The sequence below is a fragment of the Parabacteroides sp. AF48-14 genome, from assembly GCF_003477465.1.
GTDB classification, from domain to species: domain Bacteria; phylum Bacteroidota; class Bacteroidia; order Bacteroidales; family Tannerellaceae; genus Parabacteroides; species Parabacteroides acidifaciens.
This window is the reverse complement of the sequence record NZ_QUDI01000009.1, coordinates 39,320-65,793: the sequence shown is the minus strand read 5'-3', so window position 1 is coordinate 65,793 and position 26,474 is coordinate 39,320. Positions and strand designations below refer to the sequence as shown.

At 45.4% G+C, this 26,474-nt stretch carries 34 protein-coding genes and 1 tRNA gene; 10 read left to right on the top strand and 25 right to left on the bottom strand.

The window, feature by feature from the left end; all coding sequences use genetic code 11:
* Both DW083_RS06145 and DW083_RS06140 read right to left on the bottom strand, forming a co-directional pair.
* Positions 1–915: a hypothetical protein gene (locus DW083_RS06145; protein ID WP_122331799.1), complete on the bottom strand. Its 915-nt coding sequence runs from the start codon at positions 913–915 to the stop codon at positions 1–3.
* A complete protein-coding gene (locus DW083_RS06140; RefSeq protein WP_122331798.1) occupies positions 912–4,502 on the bottom strand; it encodes a hypothetical protein in 3,591 nt (1,196 codons plus the stop codon). Before DW083_RS06140 ends, DW083_RS06145 begins: the two co-directional genes overlap by 4 nt.
* A gap of 40 nt (positions 4,503–4,542) precedes the next feature.
* Here DW083_RS06140 and DW083_RS06135 point away from each other — a divergent pair, with 40 nt between their 5' ends.
* Positions 4,543–4,995, top strand: coding sequence for a hypothetical protein (locus DW083_RS06135; RefSeq protein WP_147382098.1), 453 nt, complete (start codon positions 4,543–4,545; stop codon positions 4,993–4,995).
* Positions 4,996–5,184: 189 nt separating this feature from the next.
* Here DW083_RS06135 and DW083_RS06130 read toward each other — a convergent pair whose 3' ends face one another.
* The 7 genes from DW083_RS06130 to DW083_RS06095 all read right to left on the bottom strand — a co-directional run bounded on the left by DW083_RS06130 (position 5,185) and on the right by DW083_RS06095 (position 9,690).
* Complete coding sequence (locus DW083_RS06130; protein ID WP_122331796.1) at positions 5,185–5,673, bottom strand: hypothetical protein; 489 nt, start codon at positions 5,671–5,673, stop codon at positions 5,185–5,187.
* Between the two features lie 6 nt (positions 5,674–5,679).
* A complete protein-coding gene (locus DW083_RS06125) occupies positions 5,680–6,186 on the bottom strand; it encodes a hypothetical protein (protein WP_122331795.1) in 507 nt (168 codons plus the stop codon).
* A gap of 264 nt (positions 6,187–6,450) precedes the next feature.
* Entirely contained in the window at positions 6,451–6,852 is a 402-nt protein-coding gene (locus DW083_RS06115; RefSeq protein ID WP_122331793.1) for a hypothetical protein, read from the bottom strand.
* A 15-nt stretch (positions 6,853–6,867) separates the two neighbouring features.
* Positions 6,868–7,293, bottom strand: coding sequence for a lysozyme (locus DW083_RS06110; RefSeq protein WP_122331792.1), 426 nt, complete (start codon positions 7,291–7,293; stop codon positions 6,868–6,870).
* Positions 7,290–8,225, bottom strand: coding sequence for a hypothetical protein (locus DW083_RS06105; protein ID WP_122331791.1), 936 nt, complete (start codon positions 8,223–8,225; stop codon positions 7,290–7,292). Before DW083_RS06105 ends, DW083_RS06110 begins: the two co-directional genes overlap by 4 nt.
* A gap of 5 nt (positions 8,226–8,230) precedes the next feature.
* On the bottom strand, positions 8,231–8,584 hold the full coding sequence (locus tag DW083_RS06100) for a hypothetical protein (RefSeq protein ID WP_122331790.1): 354 nt from the start codon (positions 8,582–8,584) through the stop codon (positions 8,231–8,233).
* Positions 8,585–8,595: 11 nt separating this feature from the next.
* Entirely contained in the window at positions 8,596–9,690 is a 1,095-nt protein-coding gene (locus DW083_RS06095) for a head maturation protease, ClpP-related (protein ID WP_122331789.1), read from the bottom strand.
* 171 nt (positions 9,691–9,861) lie between these two features.
* Here DW083_RS06095 and DW083_RS06090 point away from each other — a divergent pair, with 171 nt between their 5' ends.
* The 7 genes from DW083_RS06090 (at position 9,862) to DW083_RS06060 (ending at position 15,834) form a co-directional block, all read left to right on the top strand.
* On the top strand, positions 9,862–10,320 hold the full coding sequence (locus DW083_RS06090) for a helix-turn-helix domain-containing protein (RefSeq protein ID WP_122331788.1): 459 nt from the start codon (positions 9,862–9,864) through the stop codon (positions 10,318–10,320).
* A complete protein-coding gene (locus DW083_RS06085; protein WP_122331787.1) occupies positions 10,317–11,888 on the top strand; it encodes a hypothetical protein in 1,572 nt (523 codons plus the stop codon). The genes DW083_RS06090 and DW083_RS06085 overlap by 4 nt, the downstream gene beginning before the upstream one ends.
* A gap of 2 nt (positions 11,889–11,890) precedes the next feature.
* A complete protein-coding gene (locus tag DW083_RS06080) occupies positions 11,891–12,316 on the top strand; it encodes a phage protein Gp36 family protein (RefSeq protein ID WP_122331786.1) in 426 nt (141 codons plus the stop codon).
* A 48-nt stretch (positions 12,317–12,364) separates the two neighbouring features.
* Positions 12,365–13,519, top strand: coding sequence for a DUF935 family protein (locus DW083_RS06075; RefSeq protein ID WP_122331785.1), 1,155 nt, complete (start codon positions 12,365–12,367; stop codon positions 13,517–13,519).
* Between the two features lie 321 nt (positions 13,520–13,840).
* On the top strand, positions 13,841–14,776 hold the full coding sequence (locus DW083_RS06070; RefSeq protein WP_147382097.1) for a phage minor head protein: 936 nt from the start codon (positions 13,841–13,843) through the stop codon (positions 14,774–14,776).
* A 129-nt stretch (positions 14,777–14,905) separates the two neighbouring features.
* Positions 14,906–15,406 carry a phage virion morphogenesis protein gene (locus DW083_RS06065; protein WP_122331783.1) on the top strand — a complete coding sequence of 167 codons (501 nt, stop codon included), beginning with the start codon at positions 14,906–14,908 and terminating at the stop codon, positions 15,404–15,406.
* Positions 15,407–15,408: 2 nt separating this feature from the next.
* Complete coding sequence (locus tag DW083_RS06060; protein ID WP_122331782.1) at positions 15,409–15,834, top strand: hypothetical protein; 426 nt, start codon at positions 15,409–15,411, stop codon at positions 15,832–15,834.
* Here DW083_RS06060 and DW083_RS06055 read toward each other — a convergent pair.
* Positions 15,831–16,031 (bottom strand): hypothetical protein, encoded by a 201-nt coding sequence (locus DW083_RS06055; RefSeq protein WP_147382096.1) that lies wholly within the window; start codon positions 16,029–16,031, stop codon positions 15,831–15,833. The genes DW083_RS06060 and DW083_RS06055 overlap by 4 nt on opposite strands.
* A gap of 251 nt (positions 16,032–16,282) precedes the next feature.
* On the opposite strand from DW083_RS06055, the gene DW083_RS06050 reads away from it, so the two are divergent.
* Complete coding sequence (locus tag DW083_RS06050) at positions 16,283–16,642, top strand: hypothetical protein (protein WP_122331780.1); 360 nt, start codon at positions 16,283–16,285, stop codon at positions 16,640–16,642.
* Positions 16,643–17,501: 859 nt separating this feature from the next.
* Here DW083_RS06050 and DW083_RS06040 read toward each other — a convergent pair.
* From DW083_RS06040 to DW083_RS05970, 15 genes are all read right to left on the bottom strand, one after another.
* Positions 17,502–17,702, bottom strand: a complete 201-nt coding sequence (locus DW083_RS06040) for a putative quorum-sensing-regulated virulence factor (RefSeq protein ID WP_122331778.1) — start codon at positions 17,700–17,702, stop codon at positions 17,502–17,504.
* Positions 17,703–17,723: 21 nt separating this feature from the next.
* On the bottom strand, positions 17,724–18,164 hold the full coding sequence (locus DW083_RS06035) for a hypothetical protein (RefSeq protein ID WP_122331777.1): 441 nt from the start codon (positions 18,162–18,164) through the stop codon (positions 17,724–17,726).
* 15 nt (positions 18,165–18,179) lie between these two features.
* Positions 18,180–18,506: a hypothetical protein gene (locus DW083_RS06030; RefSeq protein WP_122331776.1), complete on the bottom strand. Its 327-nt coding sequence runs from the start codon at positions 18,504–18,506 to the stop codon at positions 18,180–18,182.
* A gap of 5 nt (positions 18,507–18,511) precedes the next feature.
* The gene (locus tag DW083_RS06025; protein WP_147382095.1) at positions 18,512–18,784 is read right to left on the bottom strand and encodes a hypothetical protein; all 273 of its coding nucleotides are present in this window, start codon (positions 18,782–18,784) and stop codon (positions 18,512–18,514) included.
* A gap of 14 nt (positions 18,785–18,798) precedes the next feature.
* A complete protein-coding gene (locus DW083_RS06020) occupies positions 18,799–19,023 on the bottom strand; it encodes a hypothetical protein (RefSeq protein WP_122331774.1) in 225 nt (74 codons plus the stop codon).
* The gene (locus DW083_RS21955) at positions 19,023–19,376 is read right to left on the bottom strand and encodes a hypothetical protein (RefSeq protein WP_147382094.1); all 354 of its coding nucleotides are present in this window, start codon (positions 19,374–19,376) and stop codon (positions 19,023–19,025) included. The genes DW083_RS06020 and DW083_RS21955 overlap by 1 nt, the downstream gene beginning before the upstream one ends.
* A gap of 158 nt (positions 19,377–19,534) precedes the next feature.
* Entirely contained in the window at positions 19,535–20,179 is a 645-nt protein-coding gene (locus tag DW083_RS06010) for a DUF3164 family protein (RefSeq protein ID WP_122331772.1), read from the bottom strand.
* A gap of 18 nt (positions 20,180–20,197) precedes the next feature.
* Positions 20,198–20,392: a hypothetical protein gene (locus DW083_RS06005; RefSeq protein WP_122331771.1), complete on the bottom strand. Its 195-nt coding sequence runs from the start codon at positions 20,390–20,392 to the stop codon at positions 20,198–20,200.
* A 4-nt stretch (positions 20,393–20,396) separates the two neighbouring features.
* Positions 20,397–20,852, bottom strand: coding sequence for a hypothetical protein (locus tag DW083_RS06000; protein WP_122331770.1), 456 nt, complete (start codon positions 20,850–20,852; stop codon positions 20,397–20,399).
* A 74-nt stretch (positions 20,853–20,926) separates the two neighbouring features.
* On the bottom strand, positions 20,927–21,193 hold the full coding sequence (locus tag DW083_RS05995) for a hypothetical protein (protein WP_122331769.1): 267 nt from the start codon (positions 21,191–21,193) through the stop codon (positions 20,927–20,929).
* Between the two features lie 26 nt (positions 21,194–21,219).
* Positions 21,220–22,197, bottom strand: a complete 978-nt coding sequence (locus DW083_RS05990) for an ATP-binding protein (RefSeq protein ID WP_122331768.1) — start codon at positions 22,195–22,197, stop codon at positions 21,220–21,222.
* 1 nt (position 22,198) lies between these two features.
* Positions 22,199–24,400 carry a hypothetical protein gene (locus tag DW083_RS05985; RefSeq protein WP_122331767.1) on the bottom strand — a complete coding sequence of 734 codons (2,202 nt, stop codon included), beginning with the start codon at positions 24,398–24,400 and terminating at the stop codon, positions 22,199–22,201.
* 22 nt (positions 24,401–24,422) lie between these two features.
* Positions 24,423–24,502, bottom strand: a tRNA-OTHER gene (locus DW083_RS05980).
* 20 nt (positions 24,503–24,522) lie between these two features.
* Positions 24,523–24,747 carry a hypothetical protein gene (locus DW083_RS05975; protein WP_122331766.1) on the bottom strand — a complete coding sequence of 75 codons (225 nt, stop codon included), beginning with the start codon at positions 24,745–24,747 and terminating at the stop codon, positions 24,523–24,525.
* Positions 24,744–25,343 carry a bifunctional adenosylcobinamide kinase/adenosylcobinamide-phosphate guanylyltransferase gene (locus DW083_RS05970; RefSeq protein WP_122331765.1) on the bottom strand — a complete coding sequence of 200 codons (600 nt, stop codon included), beginning with the start codon at positions 25,341–25,343 and terminating at the stop codon, positions 24,744–24,746. The genes DW083_RS05975 and DW083_RS05970 overlap by 4 nt, the downstream gene beginning before the upstream one ends.
* 314 nt (positions 25,344–25,657) lie before the next feature.
* On the opposite strand from DW083_RS05970, the gene DW083_RS05960 reads away from it, so the two are divergent.
* Positions 25,658–26,464, top strand: coding sequence for a S24 family peptidase (locus tag DW083_RS05960; protein ID WP_122331763.1), 807 nt, complete (start codon positions 25,658–25,660; stop codon positions 26,462–26,464).
* Positions 26,465–26,474: the final 10 nt, after the last annotated feature.

Below are 26,474 nucleotides of genomic sequence, written 5' to 3'. Positions count from 1 at the left end.
TTATTTCATGTCGATTAAATATTCACCATCTTCAGTTTCAATAAATTCCCCATCTTCGGAGGCAAGCAGGTATTCCGTTTCCCCAATCCGGAACACAGTAAACACCAACGTCAAGTTAAATTCGACAACGATCCTGTCAGCCAGGGACAGAACTTTGAAACCGGAACTTTTCTTGTAATAGCAGGGATATTCTTCGCTGGTATAATCCCAGTAAAACCGTCGTTCATCCGGTTGGATCAGATCATTGAAGAAAGCCGTATAGCATTCCCAGAACCTTGCCAGGTTAACGGCGCTTAAACAGCATTTAAGCACCGTTTCTTTGCTGTTGAAAACGACGTGATCCGCGTCGTAAAGCTGGCCGTCCGAGGTTGCGAAAGAACGGGTGAGGTTCTGTTTTACGGTCGGAGACTTTAAGAGGTCATCCCAACCGCCGATTATCTCTATGCCATATTCCGAAACTGGTACATCATCTATCTCATACTCCGAAACCGGAAGAGTAAGGCCGCTGCCGGAAACTACGGTATAATCATCCGATCGGCCAGGGAAGTCGTCTGCGAACTTCAGGCTGAAGGTCACAGCGCGGTTATAATCCTTGTTGGCAGTCTGGGTAAGCAGGCGCAGCCGCCAGTCTTTTGCCAGCTCCGTGATCCGGAGCGTGTGATATCCCGGCTGACTGATCATATAGATGAAATCAGATGCATCTACACGATCACAAGCAAATGATATTGTCACCTCTTTTGCCTCCAAAACAGGTGCTGTGAGGTCCACTTCTATGCCATCCTCTTCCGGCCAGTCGTTCGCTTCAGGCTCTTTAAGGGCCGGGAAGCAAAGCAGGTCGTTATACCCTCCGCCGGTGATTACGACACCGTAGCGGGCGTAAATGTCAATGTCATCTATGTAAAAGGCTCCTATCATGGTTTACGCATTAAAACTCCGTTATTGACCATTGAGGTTATACCGTTCCTCATCTCTTTTATATCCCGATCAATGCCATCCAGACGGCGGCAGTAACGGGTATTCTCTTCGATCTGTATCCACTTCTCAGCCGCTTGGTACAGGATTGTACTTATGTTGGTAGTATTCTTGTCTATATTGGATGTGATATAAGTAAGCGCATTGACACTACCCATGAACTCGTTAAAGCTGTCCTGGCTGACGGATTGGATACCTTTTGCAACGGCAGAGCGTGTAGCGTCTTCTGCCAGACTCACGCCGGTGATCTTCTCCATTGCTTCCGCTTCCTTTGCGGCGCTTTCGATGATCTTGTCGTACTGCTTGCGTAGCTCTTCGATCTTATCCGTTGTCAGGCCATTTTCAGAGGCTTCTGCAAACTTCTCATACCATTCTTCTAAGGGAGCTTCCAGGTATTTCATCTGGATCGCTTGCATCATGGCGTTTCGCATCAACCCCCTGAAGTCATCAGCAAAGTCTGCCGCAGAACGTTTACCGTCCAGGAATCCTTGCGCGATGCTGTCTGATATGGCGGAGACAGTCGTTCCGGTCCAGCTTTCTTTCATCTCTTCGTTAAGCTGGTCCATCATTTCGACCACGTTCGCACCTTCCTCCTTCAGGGCTTTCAGGCGTTCAAAAAGGGTTTTGGCGGCGCCATCCAGTTTGTCCTGGGTGTACAGGCTTTCAATCTCTTCGTACGACTTACCGGCGAGGCTGGAGTACTCGTTCCAGGTTTTTGCCTTACGGAACCAAGTGCCATGCTTGTACCCCGTCCCGGAAATATAATCTTCGCCCATCAATTTGCCCCAGACTTCCTGGTATTCGCGATTGATAGCCGATTGTTGCAAAGACAGTTCCTTCTTTAACCGTTCCTGGTACTCCAGAGTCGTTTCGCCGATCTGCTGCTGGATACGGAGGCGTTCGCGCAGGATGGCATTGTATTCCATCTCTTTGCTATAAGTATCGACAAGGCTTTGTAAGTATTCCTGTCGTATCTTTTTGTTCTCCTGAAGACGTTTGCCTATGCTCGAAATAAAGCCGGTTACTCCGGAAACAAGGCTGGCGATACCCTGTATGATGTTCCCGCTCGATATCTGAGCGATCCCGGCAGCGATCCCGGCAGCAGCCTGGGCGACATCAGCAGCAGTCTGTACCACATCGCCCAGCTGACTGTCGAAAGTGGCGGCCATATTGGCGCAATCCTGAAGCGAGGAGGCTACAGCTTGCAAATCTTGTGGCAGGCGGCTGTTGCTCTCATTTTCTGCCGACCGGATACCCTGCTCGATGTTGTCCAATAGGGCTTTCATTTCCGGAGAAAGTGTACCTGCAATCTTTTTCCATTCTGCAACAAACTTCTTTGCCTCTGCAATGGCCTTTTTTAAAGTCTCACGGGATATCCGCTCCATATCGCCGAATAAAACCTGCGTAAAGCCGGAATTTTCAGTGAGCATAGTAGCCAGTTCTACCTGATAGCTGTTCGTCCGGGCATCCATTGCCGCGCTATATCGCTTTTTGTCGTATTCGGTGGTGGCTGCCTGGTAGGCTTTATTCAGGCGGCCCATATCCGTCTGGTAGCTCTTCTCCAGGCTGGTCATCTTCACGGTAAAAGTCTGGTAGTTCTTCAGCAGGTCGTCCAGGTTCTTCTGCTGTTCCTCCTTAACATCCTTGATAGCAAGGTCTATGATGATGCGCTTCTGGGGACCTTCCTTGCTGCTGTCCTGGTTCATCAGGCGGCGGAGCTTCTCCAGGTATTCGGCATACCCGTCGATATCCTGTTTATAGAGCTTCTTTTTCTCTTCGATGCTCTGCTTGAAAGCGGACGCATCGAACTTCGGGGCTGCCTCCTGGCGTGTCTTTTGGAGGTAACCCAGCATAATATCGTCGTCTTTTGTCCGGTTCGTTTTGCTTTGTAGTTCATTTATTTTATTCGACAGGTAGGCAATGAAATCGCCGCCTTTTGCCTTCAGGTCCTTAAAGGCTTCGTCTGCCGCTTCCTTCCCCATGTTGCGCTCGTATGCATACAGGATGGCGTATTGCTCTTTATAGAGCTTTACTTCCTCTTCGAGCTTTTGCAAGGCTGTTTTCTTATTGGCTCTGGCCGTTTCGTTCGCCTGCTGTTTGATAATGTTGCTAAGGTTGGTAGATACCTCGCGGGACTTGCTGTAATACTCCTTTGTTACGGTCAGGGCGTCGGTAAAGTAGGAGCGGAATTTAGCTTTCTGTTCGTCGTCCCAACCTTTATCCAATCCTGCAGTTATATCATGGATGGCATCAATCAAATCATGTTGCTGACCAAGAGTCAGTTCTCCTCCTTTTGCTAAGATGTCAAAATACTGATTTGCGAGCTTCATCTGTTTGGGAAACTCTTCTGAAATCTTGATAAAAGTATGGCTTTCTTTTTCTTGAAAATTATAATAGTTTTCAGCTAAAGGTGTAAGTTTTAGGTTTGCATTTTCTTTTTCAAGTTTTAATATCTCTTGACCTATTTTTTTCCGTTCATCAAATGTTTTATTTACATCCATTAATTGAGTACGATATTGCTCAATTGCGGCTGCATTAGCCAGAATAAGTCCGTTATTACGCTCCTGCAATTTATTGATTTCAACCTGCTTAATCGCAGCCTCTTCGTTCAGTTTGGCATAAGTAGTTTGGTTAAGTTGTAAGCTACGAAAAGCAAGTGCACTTTTATTAGCAGCATCTATATCTCCTGTGATCAGATTATAAAAACCTAACACTGATTCAGTCAGCATTTTTTTACGTGTAGAATAGAGGCTTTTGAAATATTCCATTTTAGCATTCAGCTTAACTGTAGCTGATTCGCTGCCTTCAATAGCGATCTTTAACCCATAAAATAAAGCTGTCAAACCTCCGATAAACAATCCAATACCAGAAGACATAAATGCTTTACCAGCAGAGAACAGTTGCCGTAATTGAGAAACACTGCTACCTATTGGTCCTGGTATTTGTTCTAATGCGTCTGTCAGGTTTGCTGATGAATTTTTTGTTTCTTTTAGGCTACTATTTACATTTTTCAATTCCCGATCCAACTCCCGGATACGATTCAATAGCCGTCCGCCAATCTTTTCGTTTTCACGTTCTTCTTTGTTCAACCGGCTATATTCTTCCCTAAGTAAGTTAAGAGTAGTCTTTTTTTCTACTAAAGAACCTTTCACGGCTCTATTCAACTGTATTTCACGTTCAAGGATACGGTTTGCATCAGAGGCACGTTGTTTTAATTCTGCCTGTTGTACGGCCAGACGCGATTGTGCCTGTGCGTATTCGTCACTCGAAATTGCACCTTTCTTGAATTTCTCATAAAGAGCTTCCTGGGCAGCCTCGTTTTGCTGAAGTTTTTGAATAAACCTTTGTAAAATAGTCGCGTTAAGTTTGGCACTGTTACTTAATCCGTTAAAAGCGTCATTACTATTACCTAACAAACGTTTAAAGGACGTATAGCTTTCATCGCCTACGCCTTTAATGGCAAGTTGAACCCTTGCCAGTTCTTTTTCGATATCGCCTTTTACAATAAATTCAAGTTTGATAGGTTCCATGTGAAATTGTTATTACTTTTGTGATTTAAGACTTTGTTGTATGAAAAAGATATTGCCTTTAATAGTAGTTATTGTATTACTAATGTCTTGTAATCGAGTAGAACCGATACAGTCATTAAGCCAGCTTGAGCCTGCATTGCGTAAACATGTCGGGAATCCAAGTAAAATTGATACTGCATACAAAGGAGACATTCTTCCATTTAGTGGTATTCGTTACGAATATGATTCCGTTCCGGAAGTTAAATTTGAAGACCTTGTTGAATTTCTATCCAAAGCATACAATACAAAACCCGTTATTACTGAAGACTTTCCACGACGTCGAGCTGAATTCATCCCCCTGAAAGATCATTCTGGGGCTTATAGGATTCAAGTTAATGATTATTGGGATGGGGATGTAAAAGAACGCCAATTAGGCTTTGCTATCATTGACGTTAACAATGAACTTATCCCCCCTTCTTCCCAAACACCGCAAACATCTGTTCCTTCGAAGTGATCCGGATCGGTTTGTCCTCTTTTTTACTTATATACCTGGGGGCATCCGATAGCATCATGATGAGCGTGGCATACGGTATCTTGCGTATGTATTCCAGGCTCCAACCTGTATCTTTTGCGATCTGGTAAATAAGTCCGAAAGGGCTATGAGAGCTTTCGAAATGCCCTTTAACTCCCTTTTCATCCTGGCTCAGATCGGTATCTTCGGTTTCGTTATCCTCATCCCCGACATCGACCTGATATAGTTGGAAAAATCGTGTGCCCCCGAAAGGCTGGATACCATTGTCCAAAGTTCCATCATCTGCCGGGTGTCCAGATGCCGGCGGAGAAAACGCGCCAGCAAGCGGTTCCGGATACCTAATGGCGTACAATACGACAAGATGCCATAGGCTACGATCCGGCTGGCCGGTACCATACACTCGTTTATCATCAAGTGAGCTTCGTCCAATGTTTCTGGTTCCAGCGTTGTAGCGCATTGCTTCATCCTAAGGTACAAGCCGGATATCTTCCAAAGCGTTTCACTATCCGGGCGGCGTACTGTCAGCGTGACTACCTTTTTCCCCAGCTTCCGAAGCAGCCAGGGCGCAGGGATAGGTACCTGCACCCCGTGATCCAATAGAGTTTCAACGGTTTTAATCTCCGTTTCCACGGCCTGTTGTTCTGTCAACTGCTGTTCCATACTCCGTTATCCTTCGGAATTCACTACTTCTTTGACACCGATTGTCATAGGGGCTTCATCTGCTTTTGCAGGCAGTTCTATGATCGCGCTGATCTCGATCAGGGAGATGTCAGTCGTCTTGTTCGCAAACTTACGGACACCGTAACAAGTTGCCGCCGGGATCTGGATCGGGATGTCGAACTCTGTCATCAGTTCCAGGCTGCGAGTTGTCTGGTAGTTTCCGCGCGGGGCTTTCCACTGCCCGCTTACAATCTCACCGCCCATCCATTCTTTCAGGTTCTCGTTGTCCATCGGGACAGCAAACTTGAAAGTAGTGCCGGCAGCACTGTAGATCGTCAGGAACGGATAGCGCGCGCCTTGCAGGAAGTGCTTCACGACTTCGCCGTCTTCATCCTGAAATTCGATTGATTCCTTGTAAGGCAACAACTGCTTGGCCAAGGCATCCGACATACCGCCATCGGCGGCAGGTTCGCCATGTTTTACCAGCTTTACGCCTAAAATATATTTTGCCATTTTCGTATAAATTGAAAGATTAATATTGTCATAATACCTGTTAAAACCCCGGTTAAGTAGCATTTAAGCGTAAATTCGGGGGGCTTTAACTGTTCTTGTAACTCGGCATTTTCTTTCATCAGCCGATCTATTGTTTCTTCGTACGTATAGACCAGATACTGCAAACTGTCACAGGAGGCGGAAGCCTGAATATTCCCGTTGTTATATGACAGTTTCAAGTTTGCCTGTCCGGATTTCTTTTCGTATGCCGCACCGGGCGGCAGTTTACGGAGGCTGTCCATCGGGGCAGTCAACTCCGCCAGACTCGACGGGATTGTCGCGAGGGTAACGGAAACCTTTCGATTCCAAGTCAGGCTGTCTGTTACGTTGATGCTGGAGGTTCGCTTTGTACTCCTGCAGCTTGTAGCGAGCAGGGCAATCATAATAATGCTTGCAGCGTACCAGCTGATAGAGCATCTCTTCCAGAGCAGACAATTTTTCAAGAATATCCCTTTTTTCATAAAACTGCTTTAAAATAAGTTCATTATCACGTTCAGCCATGAGTCTGGAGATATCATCTTTATCCAACACGCTTTTTTTGCGTTTTGCTTTCAGATTGATCAGATAGTTAAACAGGGAGAATATCCCCCCGGTCCCCAGCATTGTCAATATGATATCCCAGTTCATTGCATTACTTTGAGTTTAAGAGAAATACAAATCCGCTTCCGCTTTGCGACGGCGGATCAGGCCGGCCAGGACCGTACCTTTCGATTTATTCCATTTCATAAATTCGCCCCGGATATTCGTGTTGAGCGGATTCGCTTTAACGCACTTCAGGAGGGTGGATTTCAGCAGGTTCCCGGTACCGCAATTGAACGTAAAAGAAACCAGGGCATCAAACTGATTCTGATTCACATGCGGGCACTCCCGGCCAACCACATCCTCAAACTTTTTCAAGTCTTCGGAAAGCAGGTATTCCGCCCGCTGTTCATCGATCACATCTCCCCGGCGAACGCCGGCGGTATGGCCATAGCCGATTGTCCACACACCAGCCGGGCAACGATAAGCCTCCAGGCGGAGACTCTCGAAGCTCTTTATCAGTGCTATTCCTGTGCGGCTGGTCCTCATGCCTTATCCTCCAGCAAAGCGATTACACCTTTTTGGTCGTCACGGATAATGTCGGCACCGAAGCGGGTAAACGATTCGATGATGGTACCGCCCAGGTAACCCGGAGCGTTCTCATTGACAACGGTACGAACCATACCTTCAGCACGGCAAACCATCTTTTCATGCCAAAATAGGCCGCCGGTCAGGAGGGTGTCTTTTACTTCGGAATCACCTTGCAACGGTGTCCCGTCCGCTTTGTACAGTATGCCTGAATGTCCTTCATCCGTAGTGCGAATGAAAATTTCAACTCCCAAAATGATACCCATTGCTCCGGTCTCCAATCTCGTGCTGTTACCGGTTTTGTAGTAATCCACAAATTCCGGAATCTTCAACAGGTCGGAATACTGGTCAGGGGTTACCATGCCGTACCATTTACCACCGAGACCCGATACGTTCATACGCATCATCAGGTTATGCAACGTCAGCAAATCATCCTTTGTCAAGGATTTGCGGTTAGAGGTCAGCCCCAGGATATTACTCTTACGAGCCTCTCCGGTCGTTTTCAGGATGTTCGTGCTCTTAGTCGGTGACCAATGATAGGCTGCGTATGCAGCAATCTTGTTGTTCATCTCACCGGCCTGCTGTTCCTGCTTGGTCTGGCGTTTGCTGTAATTGGTCAGCAGTTCACTCTGGGAATCGATCAACAGTGGCTGACAGTAGATCAGCGTCGTGTTATACGTTTTCTTCGTGTCGGTCGATACTTCGATTTCCAGCGGCAAGGATTTGGGTTTGCCCTCTTTTGCCTTGCTGATCGGGGTTTGCACCGGTTTTTCTACTGTTTCAGTAGTATCAGCCACACCGGTTTCGGAAACAGACTTTTTATAAAAGCTGTTGTCCGGGAAAATTTGTTTTTGCAGCTCTTTGGAATAGAGCGTTGTTCTGATTTCTGCCATATCTGTTAGTCAATTTGGATTGATTTGCCTGTCTGGACAAAGCCGCTGCCATCATAGACATACTCTGTGACGAACGTCTTTCCGGCTATACCAGTGATAGATTCCCCCTTTACACCCGTTCCCGGATTCAGCTTTTCTGTAGCTGTAGAGGTTGTTTTTACAATTACCCGCGCCCCCGGTGCCAGGTCGGGATCAGCGGTGAGGTCCAGGGTACGGTTGTCCGTAGCCACGACGGATGATCCGTCTACAATCGTCAGGTTATTGACGATATCAAATGCCTGAGCGCCGACGGCTGTCATAAGCAAAATAGTTGCTGCGCCAAACGGCCATTTTACAATAGGATTCTGCAATTCTTCCATGCTTTTACGTGTTATAAGCTGTTTTCGTAATCATCCAGCAACTTCTGAAACTGTGCCGGGTTTGTTTTCTCCAGTTCATCCAGGTACTTCGGATTGTTCTTTGAGTACCAGAGCCAATCGCGTGCGTCGGCCCCGCGTGCCGGGACTCCCTTCGCTTTGAGTTCTTCCAGGGCGGCGCTAAGACGGCCGGTTGCCTGAATTGTCGGGGTTACGGCCTTACCGTCCCCTGCCTTGCCTTCTTCACCTTCCGGATCATCTTTCACATCGGTTACCATTTCGGCAAACAGGTCGAAGTCGGCAGATGCCAGCTTCTTCATACGATCTTTGTTTTTGTCCGTAACAGTCCCATTCTTCACCCCTAAGGCGAGGTAATGATCCACCAGGCGGTTGTGCTGCTCTTCCAGTTTTACCCGGTTTGCTTCGATAGCGTCCAGCACCTGCTGTTCGGTCGCCGTTGCCGGCAGACCTAACTTTGCTGCAATTTTTGTCAAATCCATTTCGTTGTTATTTACAGGTTTATATTCATTCGCGATACGGGTTAAGAGTTCCGTAGTCGTGAGGTTTTTCAGTTCATCCGCCCGCTGGCTGGAAACGATTTCGTCAACCAATCCTTCCGCTTTTGCTTCGTCGGCCGTAAACCAGGTTTCGGCGCTCATCAGCGATCCGATCTTTTCCTTTTTGCAGCCCCGGCGGCTCAGGATCGTTTGCAGTGTATCGGTCAGGCTGGCGAGGGCTTTACGCATCTTGTCGTTCATCTCGGCGTCACTGTCGGACGGGTACGGGTTATGGATCATCAGTTTGGCATAATCCTGCATGCTGACTTTATCGGCGGCAATGGCAATCACTGCGGCCATGCTGGCGGCTATACCGTCAATATGCACATGGATAAACGCCGCCATCGTGCGCATGGCAGATACGATACTAAGACCGGATATCACGTCGCCGCCGGGGCTGTTGATATGCAGGTGTATTTTATCTACCCGGTCGTCCAGTGCGGCCAACTCCTGGGCGAACAGGTCGGCGTCGATCTGCCTGCCTATTTCGCCGTAGAGCCGCATTGTGGCTTCTTTCGTGTCTTTGTTAACGATGTCTACATACTTGTTCATAGATTAAAAAATTCGTGTTCGTTCGTAATTGATTACAGGGGCAAAGGAAAAGGGATAAGGAAGCGGTTCAAAACGAAATTCCAAGGATGACAATTTTTATTCTCATCCTTGGAACTTTATTTTTCGCAAGTGCTGTCCAACAGGAACTTTGCTGAAAAAAAGTACGCGAATATGAACGACAAAGAAGCTGCTTACATCCTGTTTAAAGAAGGCGTCTCCCAGCAGGAGATCGCCCGCATCCTGCAACGCTCCGAACAGACGATCACACGCTGGAAGAAGGACGGCGAATGGGACCAGAAGGCTACCGAGGACCTGATGGCCATGCAAACCATCCACGAAGATACCCGCGACCTGGTACGCTACCAGTTGGCAACCCTGCGCAAACTGAAGGAACGATACATTAAAGAAGAAAAAGAGGGTGGAGAACCGCATCTGATCAGCAAGAGGGACATCGACGGAGCGCGCGACCTGTTCAACATGATCAAAGTCAAAGAGGCCGATTGGACAACCCTTGTACGGATTGTCCGCCTGATCAATAAGTTCCTGAAAGACAACTATCCGACACTGGCACGCGACGTCGCACCGGCATTGAACGATTTCCTAAATGAACAGAGGGGAGGTATGTCATGAGCCTGGAACGTAACCTGACACCCAAAGAACAACGCGAGTACAACGAGTGGCTTGCCGAGATGCAGGAGACTGTCCGCCTGCAACCGATCGCACAGGAGACGGAAACGCAAAAGACGAAACGGATCGCCAGACTGAAAACGGATTTTACAAAGTTTTGCCGTTACTATTTCGAGGACTTTATGGATGCCGATTTCGGCTGGTTCCATAAAAAGGGAGTCAAGCTGATTGTCGACAACGAGGATATTATGTTTGTTGGCGAATGGCCGCGCGAACATGCAAAGTCTGTGGTCATGGACATCTTTCTACCCATGTACCTGAAAGCATTGGGGAAATTGACAGGGGTTGTCCTCTCGTCTGCGAATGAGAATAAAGCGGACGGATTGCTGGCTGACCTTCAGGAACAACTGATGTTCAATGAACGCTATAAAGCCGATTACGGTCCGCAATACAAATCCGGGAAATGGGATACTGGCCATTTCGTCACAAATGACGGGATCGGCTTCTGGGCATTCGGGCGCGGACAATCGCCGCGTGGCGTACGCGAAGCCGCACTCCGCCCCAACCTGATTATAACGGATGATATCGACGATGCGGAAATATGCAAGAATGAAAAACGCGTACAGGAGGCGACAGACTGGGTCCTGGGCGATTTATACGGTTGTGCCCCGACAAAGGGAAGCCGTTTTGTAGTCATCGGCAACCGTATCCACAAACGTAGCATCCTGGCGCACATTGTGGGCGACGTGGAAGAAGGCGATCCGAAAAAGGAAACGATTACACACCTGAAAGTGTATGCCCTGGAGAACCCACGTACACACGAAATGGACCTGTCCGAGAAAGGCGTACCGGCCTGGAAAGAACGTTATACCCGCCAGCAAATCCTGACTAAGATGGAAAATATGGGGCGCCGCCTGGCTCTTCGTGAACTCTTCCACCAGCATATCGTTATCGGCCGCATATTCCGGGAGGAACATTTGCCCTGGGCGGACTTGCCGCCGATCCAGAACTGCGAAAAGCTGATTACCTATTGTGATCCATCGTATAAGGAGACGAAGAAAAACGACTTTAAAGCAATTGCCCTGATCGGCAAGAACGGCAAATACTTCGACATCTACAAAGTCTTCTGCCGCCAGTGTACTACTCCCGAAATGGTACGCGGGCACTACGACCTGGCGGAAGAAGTTCCGGAGAACAAAACCTGCCCGCACTGGATGGAGGCCAACTTTATCCAGGATATCCACCTGAAGAAATACGACGAAGAAGCGGAACTGCGCGGTTACAGCATCGCCATCCGGGGCGACAAGCGCAAGAAACCGGAAAAGACAGAGCGCATCGAGGACCTTTCCGCCTATGCCGAACGCGGCCTGATCCGCTTCAACCGGGTAGAGAAGCATAGCCCGGACATGCAGGAATTGCGCAACCAATTCTTAGGCTTCCCGGATGCCGAGCACGACGACGGCCCGGATGCCGTAGAGGGTGGCGTTTATAAACTCAATAAACCGTCTATTGGCAAGAAAACAACCGCCCGCAGCGGCAAGTACAAACATAATTCAGCAAGGAGGGGATAACAATGATGAATTTCTTACAACAAAGCGACTACCGGACATTTATCAATCCGGAACTACTCAACATGCTCCTGGGCGGGGATGTGGATAAACTCGAAGAGGCCGAAGGCTATGCATACGGCTTTATCATGTCCAACCTCGCAGCACGCTACAACATGCAAACCGAATTTTCCCGGTCCGGGGCAGCCCGCAACCAGACGCTTGTTCGCTGGATGCTGTCACTGTCGGTCTATTTCCTGCACAATACGGTAGCCGATACGGATATCCCGGAGCGTGTTGCCAAGAACTACGACGATGTGCGCCGTGAGATCGAGGCGGTTGCCAGCGGTAAAGCGGCAACCGATCTACTTCCGCTCCAGAAGGACGGGAAAGTAAAAACGCGGTTCCGGTGGGGTTCCAGCCCGAAGCGCAGTCATAACCCATTTGAATAAGACTGTTTAAACACTGTTTAAACGTCCGAAATTTAAACTTTAAGTAGTATGAAGGCATCAACGTATATAAGAAACTTTTTTAACGCCGTGAAGGGCGCAAAACAAACCGGGCGCAAATCGAGGCTTTTAGCGAAACAACCCATAGACCGGGTAAAGATGGAAATCAGCAATCTGACCAAGGCGGTAGAAAACGCTCTCGATCCTGTGAACTCTGACCGGATCGACCTGCTGACCATGTATGAAAACTCATGGAAAGACAGCCAGGTGATAGCCGAGCGCGAAAAGGCGGAATCCTACCTGATCACCGAACCGTTTGAAGTGTTGGAAGGCGAGACGATGAACAAAGAGAAAACCCGCCTTTTCGAACGTCCCTGGTTCACGCACTTTATCACCATTGCCATGTACACAGACTTTTGGGAGTACACCATTGCCGAGTTTCAGGAACAGGACGAAAAGGGGGAGTTCACCGATGTGAAAGTTTTCCCGCGTAAACACGTGCGTCCTTTCGAAAAGCAGATTGTCCTGAATCCTTCCGACCGGGAAGGCATCTCATACGACGGTAAGGAATTTGATTTCTTCCTGTTGCCGCTGGGTGATCCTAACAATCCCGGCAAGTTAGAGAGCATCACGCGCGAAGTGATCTGGAAAACCTTTGCCCGGTCGGATTGGTCGGAATACAACGAACGGTTCGGCAAGCCGCTTTTGGACTTTGCTATCGATACCTCCAACGAAGAAGAGGTTAAAGAGAAGGAAGAAATGGCGAGCAATTTCGGTTCAAATGGCTGGATTATCCGCGATGTGGAAGAAGAGGTAAACATCGTACAAACGGCCAGCCGTGCCGGTGCGGAGAACTTCAAGGATATGGCGTTGTTCTGCGATGATCAGATCGCCAAGCTCATGAACGGCCAGACCGGTACCAGTGACGAAAAGTCGTTTGTAGGGGCTGCCGAAGTACACGAACGCGTCCTGGACAAATTTACCGAGGCCGCCTCAAACGTATCCAGGACATTGTCAATTACAAACTGTTCCCGTTCCTGCAATACCACGGTTACCCGATTACAGACAAAACATCCTTCAGTTTCCCGGTACTCAAACGTAAGGCGGAAGGTAATTCCGACATACCCCAGCAACCGAATAAACCGGAAGGGCAAGAAGAAACCGACGAAAAAAAAAACGACAACCGGCTGCCCGGCTGGCTTATGACTATGTAGGCAGCCTGATCCCGTTGCTCTCGCTTGCCGGATACCGGGATATAGACTTTAGCGAAAGCGTTGTCGACTTTATGCTGAAACGTCTGTTCAAAAAGAAACAGCCGGATGCGATATCGCCGGAGGTCTGGGAACATGAATACACCCAGATGGCGGAAGCCTCACTGATGGTTACGGTAAGACCGGTGTTGAATGGGGCGGTACCGACTGGGCTTTTCTTCAGAACCTTCGCTACAACACTGCCGTGTTCGATGCCTTCAAGTGTAATCAGGAGGTCAAAGAGGCAGCACGTTTGCTGACCAATGACGACGGGAGTATGAAAACTTGGGAGGAGTTCCGGCGCGATGCCCTTCGTGTCTGCGAGATGTATAACCAACGCTGGCTACAAACAGAGTTTAACCAGGCGCATGCCGCCGCCAAAGCGGCGCGTCGGTGGCAGGACTGCGAACGAAAAGCAGACCTGTACCCGAATCTCCGCTACATCGCCGTTCAGGACAAACGTACCCGCGAATCGCACGCGGCACTGCACGATTGTGTTATTCCGATCGATCATCCGTTCTGGGACAAGTATTATCCGCCCAACGGTTGGAATTGCCGATGCAGTGTGCAGTCAACAGATGATCCGGTCCGGATGCCGCCAGGCGTGCCGATCGTCCCGGAGATGTTCCAGACGAACGTTGGTAAGACGGCACAAATATTTGACACCTCACACCCGTATTATAAGGGTTTGACCGAGAAAGAAAAAGATCGCCTGTACTACTTTGTCCGGCAGAATATCCGTTCGGCCTCCGATGTGCTGAAGTCTTGGAATGAATACGAAGCATTAGGCATGGAATGGCAAAAGGATTATTTCAACGGGAATAATGGCGGCTACCTGGCTACGCACCAGCAGCGTATAGAAGCCGGATCAATCAATAAGAACGAACGCCTGAAGTATAAAAAAGAGGCGGAGATGTGCCGGGTGTTTGCCAGGAATGGTTATCGTGTGGAACATCAGGCGGAACAGCCGGGTGTCTCTTCACCAGACGTGGTTATAGACGGATTGCCTGCCGACCTGAAACGCTTGTCAAGCCATAACAATATTGTGCGCCATGCAGTAAAGGCGGTCCGGAAACAAGGGGCAAAAGTCGTATTATTGCAATTGGACGAAGAGACAAAACAGGTACATATAGAGCTGGATAAACTAAAAAAGGCAGGAATACATGCGCGTTATTTCTTTACAGGCAGGGAAAGAGAGATATACACTCTCTAAAAATAGGACACCCCGGCATTTCTGTCGGGGCGAACAGTGGTCCGAGCCGCCCGAAGCGTAACACAGACCCCGTTTCCTTGCATGGAAACGTGCTACAAATATAGGAATTATTCATTAATAATCAAAGATATGAACGAAAATATTACTGGCCCTACCGAGGCATTGATCAGCGCTTTCCAGAAGTTCATCCAGGATGATGCCCTCAGGATCGTAGAGACGGAAGCCCTGAACCACTTCCAGAACAGCTTCGTCAACCAGGGTTTCACGGATAAAAGCCTTGTTAAATGGCCGGAAAGGAAGATTCCCCAGCGTAAAGGTAAGCCGATCACCGGTAAGACGCTCGAAAAGTGGAAAGCCAAGGACAAAGGCCGCGCCCTCCTGATCTCCCACACCGGCGACACGAAAGGGACACACATGGCTAACAGTATCGTCGGCGAACGGGAACCCGGAAAGGTTACGATCATTGTAGACAAGCCCTACGCACAGGTACACAATGAAGGATTGCAGGCAGGACGCCCTCCGGGCTTTACGATGCCACAACGCCAGTTTGTTGGGCCATCCGAACAACTGGAGCAAAAAATACAGGCTAAGTTTGAAAAGGAAATAGATAAACTAATTAAAAAATTCTGATTATGCTTTACGAAACATTTGATTCCGTCCGGGAGCTGCTGAAAGCGATCCCACAATTAAAAACAGTACAATGGTATAACGCGCAGTACGATGGTATCATCTATGTGTCGCCGGTAGCCTTCGTCGAGTTCCCGGAGCGCATCCCGCTGGATCAGGTTGCCGGCTCTGTCAGTCGCGCCGACTTTGCCCTGCGCATACACATCGTTAGCGCCTGCACAGCCGCACAGGACGGCTCCATCAGTGACAACGTCATACAAGACCACGAAGCGATCGCCAGTCAGGTCCAGGATATCCTTCAGGGCAAACAAATCCGGATGGCGGGAAGCACGTCGACCAGCCTTGTGCCTTCTGGCTGGCAGCACTATCATAAATATAAAGGATGGATGGTGACTTTTGTCGATTTCAAAGGGATGGCGATACTGGATTAAAACAGGGACAACTGGCGTTTATCCTCTTCTTTCCGTTTCCGGCCGAACTTCAGCTCATGCTTGGCTGGATAGGAAAGCCAGCGGTTAAAGGTAGAATAAGAGATTACGAACATGTCCTTAATGATGTGCTCATATACATACAGCTGTGTGACACCATGCTTTTTATGTTCCAGCACGATGTCCTGTACCCTTACCATCTTGATCAATGTATTTCTGTTTGTATACGGCATAACCAAAACGAACTAACCTTAACGACGAACTAATCACAAAATAAAGGTCATAACCAATATGATACAAACATTTTGTTACTTTTCTTTATACATCCTCACTTTTGCGCGTGCCAACAGATGGAAGTTATAGCAGATCACGTCAGTTATAAATTAAAAAATCCGGTCAGTTTTTCTAATCGGGATTTTCTATCTTTGTAAAATAACTAATACAGACTCTTATGGCAGCAAGAACAGTAGAAAGTTTCATAAAAGGTGAACTTAGAAACTTGACTCCTCAATTAAGGAAACTCATAGAAACTCGTAAACTTACAGTTTACAATCGTACATATTGGGAAGCATTAGAAAAGTTAGCAGAAGAATATGGAGGAGTTCGTTCTATCAGGTTTGACCTTCTTGATAAAAAACGAAGAGGAAATGCCTTATTTTATCCTGACATAGATTGGATTGATGATTATTGGGCACAACCTCCAGTAGGAGAATACACTCACGAACAGGCACAAATACAAGTTTCAAAGATTCTACTATACCGTTTAAGAAGCCTCACATTAGTAGAAAAACAAGATGGAAATACTATCTAATCATAAACGGGCGCTACCTTGCGAGTAGTGCCCGTTTTTAAGTTATTCACATTTTTCGTGATATGAGTCTAATCTGATTCCATTTTTCCCAGACTCTGAACTCTTCCATATAGAAGTAGCTAATCTGAAGCAGAGATTTACACATTGTTTCATGATTATGTTAATCGCAAACTTAAAAAAGACAAACTACATGTTTCCTTTTGGGGAAATATTTATTCTTATTTAAGAATGCAATAGTCTTATAATCAGCATGAATATACAAAAAAGTGGAAAACTTTTCAATATCGTAGACTTTATTTATTAAATAATTTGGTGAAACAAAAACACCTCCTTACCTTTGTTTCAAAAGAAAGGAGGTGTTTATATGGAACTTTATTTAATGGCAATTATTTCAATTTGTTTTTGGGGAGTTAGTTACTGTTCAAGTAAAAACAAGAAATAAAAGCCAAAATCCAACTAAAAGGAGCTATTCGCAGTAGCTCCTTTATCTTTTGACAAAATTAGACTATTTTATCGACACGTAATACGGATAAAAGTTAATAAATATTATTCGACAAAGCATTTAGATGAGTATTATTCGACTGCCTAAGATCTTTTAAAATAATGATTCACGCCAGAATGAGGGTGAATCATTATTTTTTATTTTTTAGTTTGAATCAATAAATCATATAATCCTTTTGATATACGGTACACCATTATATCCCCTATAGAATGCCAAGACCTGTTATCGAATTTCATTATTGATACCCATATTTTCTGTTTAATCATACCTAAATCCTTCCAATATGTTTTCTTGACTATATAAGGCTCTCCGTTAAACATAAAGCAGTCGCCTTTCCTTAAGGCTGATAATTGTACTTCAGGTTCTTTGAACATATCTTCGTCCTGATTGTCTGATTTCTTCTTTTAGAGCGCCCATGTTATCTTCAATGTAGGCCTGGACTTCCGCATTACATTTGTTATTATCATATAGCCACATCAAGTATGCGGCCGGGACGTTTACCATTTTCTCGCCTTTGTATTTACCCCAGGGCATCGGGGAATTGTCGTTCAGTGTCATATTTTGTTTTTTAGAGTTGAATTAATAACATTTTTCACAAAATACTCCCCTGGGAGTATTGTACACACCTTCTCCTGGATTAATAACCTTTCTGCACTTTTTGCACTTAAGTCTTATGTCTAAAGGTTTGATAGCATCGTAATACGAAAGACGTTCTGTATTAGGTATTCCATCTACAGCTATATCATTCAAGTCTATGCCTTTTTCTTTTGCGACATTTGCGCCTGTATCGATTACATCTATCCAAGAATTAAAAGCGTTGATCATATCTCCTTCTTCGTAACAATAGAACCTATCAGGAAATTTTTCTAACTCTTCTTTAGTGATAGGTCTTTTTAATTCGAAAGATTCAAATTCAATCAGTTCTCTTAGTTTCCCGTAAAAATGTATAGCATCACTACTTATCCCTCTGAAAGAAGTTATTTCTATTATTGCCTTTGGCCGATTTATTTTATTTTTCATAACTCAGTTTTTTAGTCATTCATTGATCTTTTGCCATTTTATGATGATCTTATTTGTTTCATAAAATTCATCATCTTCTCTCAAATACCATTTACCATTAATCTGGCTATATACGCCTATAGCATAATGGAATATATCGAATTTTATTTTAACGACAACAATCTCTCTATGATCCGGTAAGTCATCGGGGTTTGCTGCCAAATCATGCCAAGCATAATCTTTTTTTTGTATTTCAATGGCCTTTAACGCGTGATACTTAGATACAGCTTCATAATCGCCCGAATGATCGGAAAGCTTTGCACTATTACTTTCAATGTAAATTTTAGCCTTATTTGTTTCCATTATTGTTAAACTATTGAATCATAATTCATGAAAGCATACACTCCCGCATTGCATAATACCGCTATAATTAATTCACGGTCACCCTTTGCTGGACCAATATTCAAGCTATCGCTTCTCTCTTGTAGAATAGTTACAATCTCTTCGGTCCCGACAAGACAAAAACCAGCAGAAACAACCTTTGTCCCTTCTATTTTTATTTCGCTGTGTGTAACATGGTCGGGGAAAAGAACCGGCATTTTTAAACCGGTTCTTTCTTGTTCAAACACTACATATTTCATACCATTAATTTTAATCATTCATAATCCGGTTGCCATTTGATGTTTACAACCGCTTTTACTTTGCCTGTACCGTCGCAATAATCACAATAGGTGGAAGACCATTCTTTAGGGCCTGTTTGTTCTGTGAAAGAACCGCGTCCGTTACATACCGGGCAATCATAATTACGGAAGACCATATTTTCATGCACTTTCTGGTATTTTGGCGGATTGACATTGATTATGTGTTGTTGTGTGCTCATTACTTAAATAATTGGGGTTCTTTTGTTTCTTTCAGGTATTCAAATAGACAAAGGTCTATCAGTTGAGTATCCCAGTTGATGCCGGGGCGGTTCTTGTACATGGTGCGGAACAGTTGACGGCAATCTTCAACAGGCAAACCTGTATCCAATTTTGCAACAAACTGATTGATGTCCTTCAGGTAGATACGCCGTACGTCCAAGACTTTGGCATTCCCTTTCCAAACACCCTTCAGGTAGATTTGCTTAACGGCTCCAACGCAGTATTTTATCGGATTGTGCAGGCGCATCGTTGTAAAACTGTTACAGTTCAATTTGCCGTTCCAATTCTGTGAGAAGTCTAATCTTTCGTCCATAACGCGATAATATTTGCCATTAGATTGTTTACATTTGAAGCAGTAAAGCATCCACTTACCTTCTTTTTTATCCACCCGGCACACTGTATATTGAAAATCGCAAGGGCAGACATATATCCAGCGGCCGGGAGTGAGGGTTGTAGATTTTACTGGCTTCTTTACAGACGGTTGAACGACGGTTCCAGCTTCGTCCATACGCCCAGACTATTTTTCTCGGAAAAGTAGAAGTTCGTGGAAGTCCCTTCAACCAAATGCGACTCCTTGAATAACGTCATGATAGCTGAATATTCCGGATCATTGAAGCGCTCTTCCAGTTCATACAGCTTACTGATTGATTTATAATCCAGATCACCGTACTTATTACGCTCCAGGAGAGTCATTGCTAACTGATACATAGGATTATTTTGTCCGTCTTCCTTGCCTTCGATCCATGCCTGAAGGAACTCGATCAGCCGGGAGGCGGCAGCGTCAGCACGTTCATCAAACTTTTTCACTTTACAGGATTTTACCTCAATACAGAAATTGCCTTCCTGAATCTTAAAGTTCATCTGATCGGAGCTACGAAGCTGTCCATATTCGGCCAGCACTTTGCGGAATGCTCCCAATTCGTCCACGCAAAAATTATGTAACCCTTTTACTTCTTCACACACGGAGCGAACCTTGTTTTCTACCTTCTGGACCAATTCCGCCCGGATACCCTCATAAGCGGCACGTTTTTCGAGTGCCGCTTTATGTTCTTCCTCTCTTTTTTGAGCCAATAAGGCTTTCAGCTCTTTGCTGGATAATTGACTAATGTCTGTCATAACTTTGATATTATATTGTTAATACTCCATTGATTTCTCACCTGATAGCCGGACGTAGTCAACATCTATCTGATTGAGTTTGTCCAGTAATGCCTGATTTGTAGGATCGTCAAACAAAAGTTCCAGTATCCGATCGCTTTCCTCTTCCAATTTTGCCATCTCCGACAGTTCTGCCGGAGTTGGTATTTTCTTGTCTTGCTTTACTTTTACCATATTATCAGTTTAATGCGGCAAGCCGCTGTTCTTTTAATTCAGCCTCCCTGCGCGCAATGCGACGGCGTTCTACCTCGTCACGGATTGCATACAGCTTCATGCGAAAGGCACGCAGCTCCTCTTCATCCAGTTCGTAAAGCATACGGCCACAGACATGAGGATTCAGCATAAAATGGTTTACATTTTCCCAGTCTTTCGTGTCGATACCGATTTCAGCCATAAGCCGGAGGCATTTATGCCGAAGGGTACGGATATCCTTGTCCGGTTCATCTTCTTTTCCTGCCATAATTTGACGGACACGTGAGATCAATTCGTCCAAAGCGTTTTCCGTCAGGTCAAGCGTAGAACATACCCCGTAGCTCTCCAGCATATAAGGCTTTGACTGGAGCATCATACTTTTTGCCAGAAGAGCGTGTAATATCTTCCGTTTTTGCTTTAAAATTTCTTCGTTAGCCTTCATAATCGTATGTTTTTATGATTGATAATTGTTCCCGGAGGCGGAATCGAACCGCCTCGCAGTAACCGTTCGGGATGTTACTTCTTTTCTTTCCAGATGAGCTGACGATCCAGCGAGCCGTCCTCTTTTACATTATTGTAAATCTCATCACCGCAGAACTCACAAAGATGATCAGCCGGATCGGCCCGAAGGCTACAGTATCCTTTTCCACATACGCCACATACAGCAAATTCGACCTCTACCTGTTCGCGCATTGTCTTGTCTTTGGCCTTGCAGATGTCTACATGAACCTTGTCTTTCCTACACTGGGCACAGACTGCCTTTTCTTCTAATTTCAATCCCATTTTATTAGTATTTTGATAGTGAATAATCAATCTTTAATCGGAAGTTTATATTTCATCCGGAAGAAACGCTCTGTCAGAGGTATATCCATCTCATCTGCTTCACGCATGGCAGGCACGAGAAAATCATAGAGTTCGCCATAATTATCACAGACGGTACGAATCGTATTTTTGAAACTGGCAGGATATGGCTTGTCTGCAAGGAACACATTGAAATTATGATCCAGTGGAGTGATGTATCGGATTCCGGCTTTAAATCTGCGATAGAACTGCCGAATACCCGGTTTATTCTTTTCTTTCAGTTTGTCCAATGCTATGATAAGCTGATCTGTCCCGATCAGTACTGTTGCGCAACTCCATTTGATTGTGTCATACATGGCCTTCAGAGCCTGAAGAGTCGTCAAAGTCAAATTTTCAGCTTCGTCAAAGATGATCATGGGTTTGCTTCCTTCGAATCGGCCTTGCGTGTATAGCCAGACATTCAGCTCTGTTAGTCGGCGGCTGATCGTTTTTCCGACCAAGCTCCTTCCTGTGGCTTCAGACATTTTATCAATCAGGTCATTCACCTTGTCAAACTTATGACAAGTCACCACGAAAACTCGGTTCGGGAACTCCTTCTTGAAGCGGTCGACCGTATAGGTCTTTCCTGCACCACTTTCACAGATCAACACGCGGGTGGCACTGGTGGCCAGTGCTTCGCGCAACTCCAAGTCTATCTCTTTGAACTGGGGAGTATCCACATGAGGCCAATATTCTTTAGTCAACCTTATTCCAATGCAGTCTGCCAACTGTCGAAACCAGCGGTCGGCAATATCCTTGTTTTCGCCAGTTTTGGAATCCTTGTAGGTGAAATCGGAGCGCATGATATGTGAAACATACATGACATTCACTTTCGTAAAGGCTGCCAATTGGTTGACACCTGTCGCTTTGTCCGTTACCCAGCCGTTGGAGGTTGCATAATTAATGCAAGCATCGGCTATTTCTTGTTTTTGTTCAATCGTGATCATATCAACTGTTTTTATATAGTTTCTCTCTCATTTTCATGTATTCATCCATATCATTGGATTGTTCAGCTTTTTTCTGGTCAGTAATTGCTTCCAGGGCACGTTCCTTCTGTTCGTTCGTTATCTCTTTGGCCTTTTTCCCTCCGTTTAACTTGGCGGCTACGTTGTAAGGCAGCTGTTCATCCAGCCATTCTGCCACCTCGCGGGCCTCGGATTCGTATTGATTGACCTTCTCTTTTTGTGCAGCTTGACGCCAAACATGGTGCCCCAGATTGTGGGCTGTCTGATCCGTTTCCTCTGCATGGCTTTTTGTTGCTTTACGGGCGGCAAAACAGGTAAACATAAAACGGCCATCCAGAGTGTAGAGGTCGCATTCCTCCGCATCCCAGTACATCCTAACGCTGACAGTGGCAGCGTAGCCGAGATAATTGCGGATCACTTCGCTGACAGATTCGACATCCGGTATTTCAAACATATATTTCTGTCCGGCCTTTTCTATCACAATGTTACCCCGTTGGCGGGTAATTTCCTGTTCTGTATAGTTACCTGCCACATGCCGCCATACACGCGGATCAATTTCTTTTGCTTCCGGATGGATACTTTCCGCATAGAGTTCCGAACGGCTTTCACCGGAGCGGGTAATCTGATCATTCCAGTCGTTGATCTTTTGTCCTATTTGTTCAATGACTTGTTCGTATGAGGGAAATGTACCTTTATCCAGGTAATCTTCATTGGCTGTGTTTTCTATATTGGAACTGTCCCAACTGGAACCAAGCCAGTTAAATTCATTCCGGATTGTCTTTTTGAACAGGCGGAATTGGGTTTCTGCGTAGTTCGCTTGCGAATTACCCGGTTCGATCGTTCGTACTTTCCGGCATACCTGAGTAAGAAATTCCACGCTTTCCCCTCCGGTAAAAGCCCCGTGATTATCACTGACAAACTCCATTATTTCCCGACGGTCACATCGATTTAAACCCATCAAGACAGCTTCGCGGACCATTTCAGGAGTCTCTTTATGTTGTCCTTTTTCAGCTGGAGCCCAACCGACAACCTTTCCAGTGGCAACGTCCGTCACCATGATAATATATAAGCGCATGGAACGCAACTTCCCTTTACGGTCTGTATAGGAATAGGCTAATGTCCCGGAACCGTCGGCACACCATAGTGAGTTGCCATAGCGAAGCGATTCAGAAGGAATATAAGAAAGGAATGTCGTAGCGAAAGCCTTCCAGCCATGACGCTCACGGTATGTCTTTAACCGTGTATCATACATGTTTGTATAGTGGCAGAAGGTTGAATAACTCAATTCCTTTTCTCCTAAGTATTGTATGTCCCGTTCATATTGGCTCCAAAGGGCTATTTTAGTATCTTTGGCCGAGCCTCCGAAGTTCATCCATAGTTTTAGTATCAGCGCCTCATGGAGGTCAAAACGCTTGATTTCGCCTGTCTCTTCGTCTACCAGCTTACATTTACCCAACTTACGGGCATTGTCGTTACCAAAGCGGCCTGTGATGAAAAAGGCATATTGTTCTGTCTCGTCTGCCGGAAAATAATGTAGTTTTTTACGTAAACTTCCTCCGGTAGTGATCGTGAAGCCCTCCAATTGCTTTTTATGTAAAATGGTTGCACATACTTCATAGAAACTTTCTTTTGTTTTGATGCCAAACTCTTTAAAACGGCCGCTTGATACCAAATCTTTAATAGAGCGTGCCCAGGCGATTGCCTCAGCCAGCTGACGGGCTTTATCCAGGTTATATTTACAAACGCCGCCAATCTCATAATAACGGAAGTAATTTACATCGGTATTACTGATCCGGTCGTACACATACTGTTGGATCAGTGAATACATATCCTTTTCTTCTGCCTTACGTTCCAATTCTGCGGTATTATCGGCAATATGCAATAACGTATCTCGATCCCCCAGACGTGAACGATATTGTGTATCCTTCCGATCTGGAATACGGTCGAAGTCGTAATAAAACCGTCCGTTTATGCGGGCATAACGCCAGGCTTTTCCGGTATCGGGTAGAATATCCTTTGATTGATGGCAGGGAGAAACAGACTTTTTATAATTTATTCTTCCTATTTTCCACAAATAATCACTCATACGTTCCCCCAGCACCTCACAGAGATACCTTTCCGAAACCCACAAAGTTGTGGCTTCCTGAAAGTGTCGTACTACTATGTCATTTTGCTGGATATTCATTGTTTAAATACTGTTTAAATTGTTCCCGAAACGGGGATCGAACCCGTATCCTGCTATCTTAACCATGCGCACCGCTGCTCTAACCAATTGAGCTATCCGGGATACCTTTACCCACGACTGTTTTATTCTTCGTCCTCCAATTTCTTGAAAAAGTGGTCTATTTTGTCGTATTCTTTTTGTGGCATTAATGCACATAAAATGATATAGATTGTGACTACAGCCAGCAAGGCCCACGCTTGCCAGGGGACTGGAATATTCTTATTGGTACACCATTCAATAGTTTGGCAACCAGCCAATGCGAAGACTGCCATAAATGGGCTAAGAAGTGTTAGAATTATACCTTTCATAAAGTACTCCTTTCAAATAAATCCGGTTGATTACTGTTAAATACTTGTACGGATGTAGAACGATTGTAACGGCCATGAACGGAAGCTATGCCATCCTTTACAGCGACCAAAACATCCACCTCGTGTTTATACTTGGTAATGTTCTCGCCCATCTGCATGACCAGATGCCAGGACAGCTTTCGCCGGCTAAACTTCTTTCGAAGTCCGATCCATTGGTCCACATTCATTTTAACGTGTTGTACGGAATCTATAAAGACAAAACGATAACCGCCTTTTTGCAGTAGTTTTTCGATATCTTCCAAATCACGCAAATGGACAAACCGTACGTTTTGAGAGGTTACACCACATAGCTTAATGCGTTGTTGCAATGTCATACTGTTAATACGTTCCTCTGCCGATACATATAGTACCCGGCCATATTGGCTAACGTATTGGGCGAATTTCGCGCAGAATGTACTTTTCCCACTTTTGGCCGCTCCCTGGATTAAAGTGGAGAAACGGATATCCGGCTGGCCAAATATCCGCTGCCAATCTCCGGAAAACGGATAAGTTTCGATGTTACGTTCTGCAATGTCTTTAGGACTCCATGTTTTCATGACTACTTACTGATTACAGTTACGTTCTCTTCTTTCTTCACCGACCCTCCTAAATCTAATGCAACCTTACGGATGCGTTTGGATAGCTCACTGTTTGTTCTGCAATTCAATGCCTGACTTACAGTCTCTCTGCGACACTGGAATATCGTTTCCAGTTTCTTTCTAATTTCTGTGTCTACTAAAATCTTTGCCATATATTACTCGTTTTGTGAATATTTCCTATCTTTACAGCAGTTCTAACAACTGTTATGACGCTGCAATATTAGTTGATAATTTTCAACTAAACAAATAAAACAGGGATAATTTTCAACTTTATGAATACAATTCTACAACGAATAGAGAAAATAGCTATAAATGAGGGGATAAAAATCACCGCATTTGAGAAGTCTATAGGAGCCAGTAAAGGGGTTTTGTCACGAGCTATAGCAAATGGGACGGATATACAAAGTAAATGGCTACAAGCTATTGTTGAAAATTATCCCCGCTATTCAGAAGAATGGTTACTTGCTGGGCGTGGCTCTATGCTAAAGGAATGTGTTGTTAAACGTGAAGCTCCTAAAATAGATATCTTGGCAAGGAATGATGATTTTGTTCGTATACCTATTGTTGATATATCTGTTGCAGCCGGTACTGGATGTTATAACCCTGATTATTTAGAAGAGGTAGAATGTATATCTTTACCCCGGACCATGATAAAAGACGGACACACCTATTTATGTGTACGGATAAAGGGGCAGAGTATGACTCCCTCGTTATTAGACGGAGGTCATCTCGTCATACGTTTATTAGACAAAACAGAATGGGATGGTATTCGAGATAACTATGTGTATGTTGTTAGTGATAATGAAGGTAGAGCGTTTGTTAAACGCTTAAAGAATCGACTACATCAACACGGCTTCATTGTGTGCATGTCCGATAACGTAGACAAACAAAATTACGGGAATTTCAATCTATATGAGGAAGAACTAAACACAGTCTGGTTCGCTGAATGGTATTTTACAGCCAAAATACCGAATATCCAGGAAACATACTATCGCAAACAGGCAGAACTGGAAGATAAATTTGAAGATTTGGCTCAACAGGTACGGCAGTTAACACAAGCAATCAATATGCACAACTAAATTAAAAGGT

Excerpts from the sequence above, each read along its gene's own strand:
- DW083_RS06075 (WP_122331785.1), top strand. The coding sequence starts at position 12,365 with ATGAAGGCATCAACGTATATAAGAAACTTTTTTAACGCCGTGAAGGGC.
- DW083_RS05970 (WP_122331765.1), bottom strand. The coding sequence starts at position 25,343 with ATGAAAACATGGAGTCCTAAAGACATTGCAGAACGTAACATCGAAACT.
- DW083_RS05975 (WP_122331766.1), bottom strand. The coding sequence starts at position 24,747 with ATGAAAGGTATAATTCTAACACTTCTTAGCCCATTTATGGCAGTCTTC.
- DW083_RS05985 (WP_122331767.1), bottom strand. The coding sequence starts at position 24,400 with ATGAATATCCAGCAAAATGACATAGTAGTACGACACTTTCAGGAAGCC.
- DW083_RS06020 (WP_122331774.1), bottom strand. The coding sequence starts at position 19,023 with ATGAGCACACAACAACACATAATCAATGTCAATCCGCCAAAATACCAG.
- DW083_RS06105 (WP_122331791.1), bottom strand. The coding sequence starts at position 8,225 with ATGGCAGAAATCAGAACAACGCTCTATTCCAAAGAGCTGCAAAAACAA.
- DW083_RS06035 (WP_122331777.1), bottom strand. The coding sequence starts at position 18,164 with ATGAAAAATAAAATAAATCGGCCAAAGGCAATAATAGAAATAACTTCT.
- DW083_RS06040 (WP_122331778.1), bottom strand. The coding sequence starts at position 17,702 with ATGACACTGAACGACAATTCCCCGATGCCCTGGGGTAAATACAAAGGC.
- DW083_RS06135 (WP_147382098.1), top strand. The coding sequence starts at position 4,543 with ATGAAAAAGATATTGCCTTTAATAGTAGTTATTGTATTACTAATGTCT.
- DW083_RS06000 (WP_122331770.1), bottom strand. The coding sequence starts at position 20,852 with ATGAAGGCTAACGAAGAAATTTTAAAGCAAAAACGGAAGATATTACAC.
- DW083_RS06085 (WP_122331787.1), top strand. The coding sequence starts at position 10,317 with ATGAGCCTGGAACGTAACCTGACACCCAAAGAACAACGCGAGTACAAC.
- DW083_RS06130 (WP_122331796.1), bottom strand. The coding sequence starts at position 5,673 with ATGGAACAGCAGTTGACAGAACAACAGGCCGTGGAAACGGAGATTAAA.
- DW083_RS06080 (WP_122331786.1), top strand. The coding sequence starts at position 11,891 with ATGATGAATTTCTTACAACAAAGCGACTACCGGACATTTATCAATCCG.
- DW083_RS05995 (WP_122331769.1), bottom strand. The coding sequence starts at position 21,193 with ATGGGATTGAAATTAGAAGAAAAGGCAGTCTGTGCCCAGTGTAGGAAA.
- DW083_RS06010 (WP_122331772.1), bottom strand. The coding sequence starts at position 20,179 with ATGACAGACATTAGTCAATTATCCAGCAAAGAGCTGAAAGCCTTATTG.
- DW083_RS05990 (WP_122331768.1), bottom strand. The coding sequence starts at position 22,197 with ATGATCACGATTGAACAAAAACAAGAAATAGCCGATGCTTGCATTAAT.
- DW083_RS06055 (WP_147382096.1), bottom strand. The coding sequence starts at position 16,031 with ATGGTAAGGGTACAGGACATCGTGCTGGAACATAAAAAGCATGGTGTC.
- DW083_RS06115 (WP_122331793.1), bottom strand. The coding sequence starts at position 6,852 with ATGAACTGGGATATCATATTGACAATGCTGGGGACCGGGGGGATATTC.
- DW083_RS05960 (WP_122331763.1), top strand. The coding sequence starts at position 25,658 with ATGAATACAATTCTACAACGAATAGAGAAAATAGCTATAAATGAGGGG.
- DW083_RS06095 (WP_122331789.1), bottom strand. The coding sequence starts at position 9,690 with ATGAACAAGTATGTAGACATCGTTAACAAAGACACGAAAGAAGCCACA.
- DW083_RS06110 (WP_122331792.1), bottom strand. The coding sequence starts at position 7,293 with ATGAGGACCAGCCGCACAGGAATAGCACTGATAAAGAGCTTCGAGAGT.
- DW083_RS06090 (WP_122331788.1), top strand. The coding sequence starts at position 9,862 with ATGAACGACAAAGAAGCTGCTTACATCCTGTTTAAAGAAGGCGTCTCC.
- DW083_RS06125 (WP_122331795.1), bottom strand. The coding sequence starts at position 6,186 with ATGGCAAAATATATTTTAGGCGTAAAGCTGGTAAAACATGGCGAACCT.
- DW083_RS06060 (WP_122331782.1), top strand. The coding sequence starts at position 15,409 with ATGCTTTACGAAACATTTGATTCCGTCCGGGAGCTGCTGAAAGCGATC.
- DW083_RS06005 (WP_122331771.1), bottom strand. The coding sequence starts at position 20,392 with ATGGTAAAAGTAAAGCAAGACAAGAAAATACCAACTCCGGCAGAACTG.
- DW083_RS06140 (WP_122331798.1), bottom strand. The coding sequence starts at position 4,502 with ATGGAACCTATCAAACTTGAATTTATTGTAAAAGGCGATATCGAAAAA.
- DW083_RS06100 (WP_122331790.1), bottom strand. The coding sequence starts at position 8,584 with ATGGAAGAATTGCAGAATCCTATTGTAAAATGGCCGTTTGGCGCAGCA.
- DW083_RS21955 (WP_147382094.1), bottom strand. The coding sequence starts at position 19,376 with ATGGACGAAAGATTAGACTTCTCACAGAATTGGAACGGCAAATTGAAC.
- DW083_RS06065 (WP_122331783.1), top strand. The coding sequence starts at position 14,906 with ATGAACGAAAATATTACTGGCCCTACCGAGGCATTGATCAGCGCTTTC.
- DW083_RS06050 (WP_122331780.1), top strand. The coding sequence starts at position 16,283 with ATGGCAGCAAGAACAGTAGAAAGTTTCATAAAAGGTGAACTTAGAAAC.
- DW083_RS06030 (WP_122331776.1), bottom strand. The coding sequence starts at position 18,506 with ATGGAAACAAATAAGGCTAAAATTTACATTGAAAGTAATAGTGCAAAG.
- DW083_RS06025 (WP_147382095.1), bottom strand. The coding sequence starts at position 18,784 with ATGAAATATGTAGTGTTTGAACAAGAAAGAACCGGTTTAAAAATGCCG.
- DW083_RS06070 (WP_147382097.1), top strand. The coding sequence starts at position 13,841 with ATGAAAACTTGGGAGGAGTTCCGGCGCGATGCCCTTCGTGTCTGCGAG.
- DW083_RS06145 (WP_122331799.1), bottom strand. The coding sequence starts at position 915 with ATGATAGGAGCCTTTTACATAGATGACATTGACATTTACGCCCGCTAC.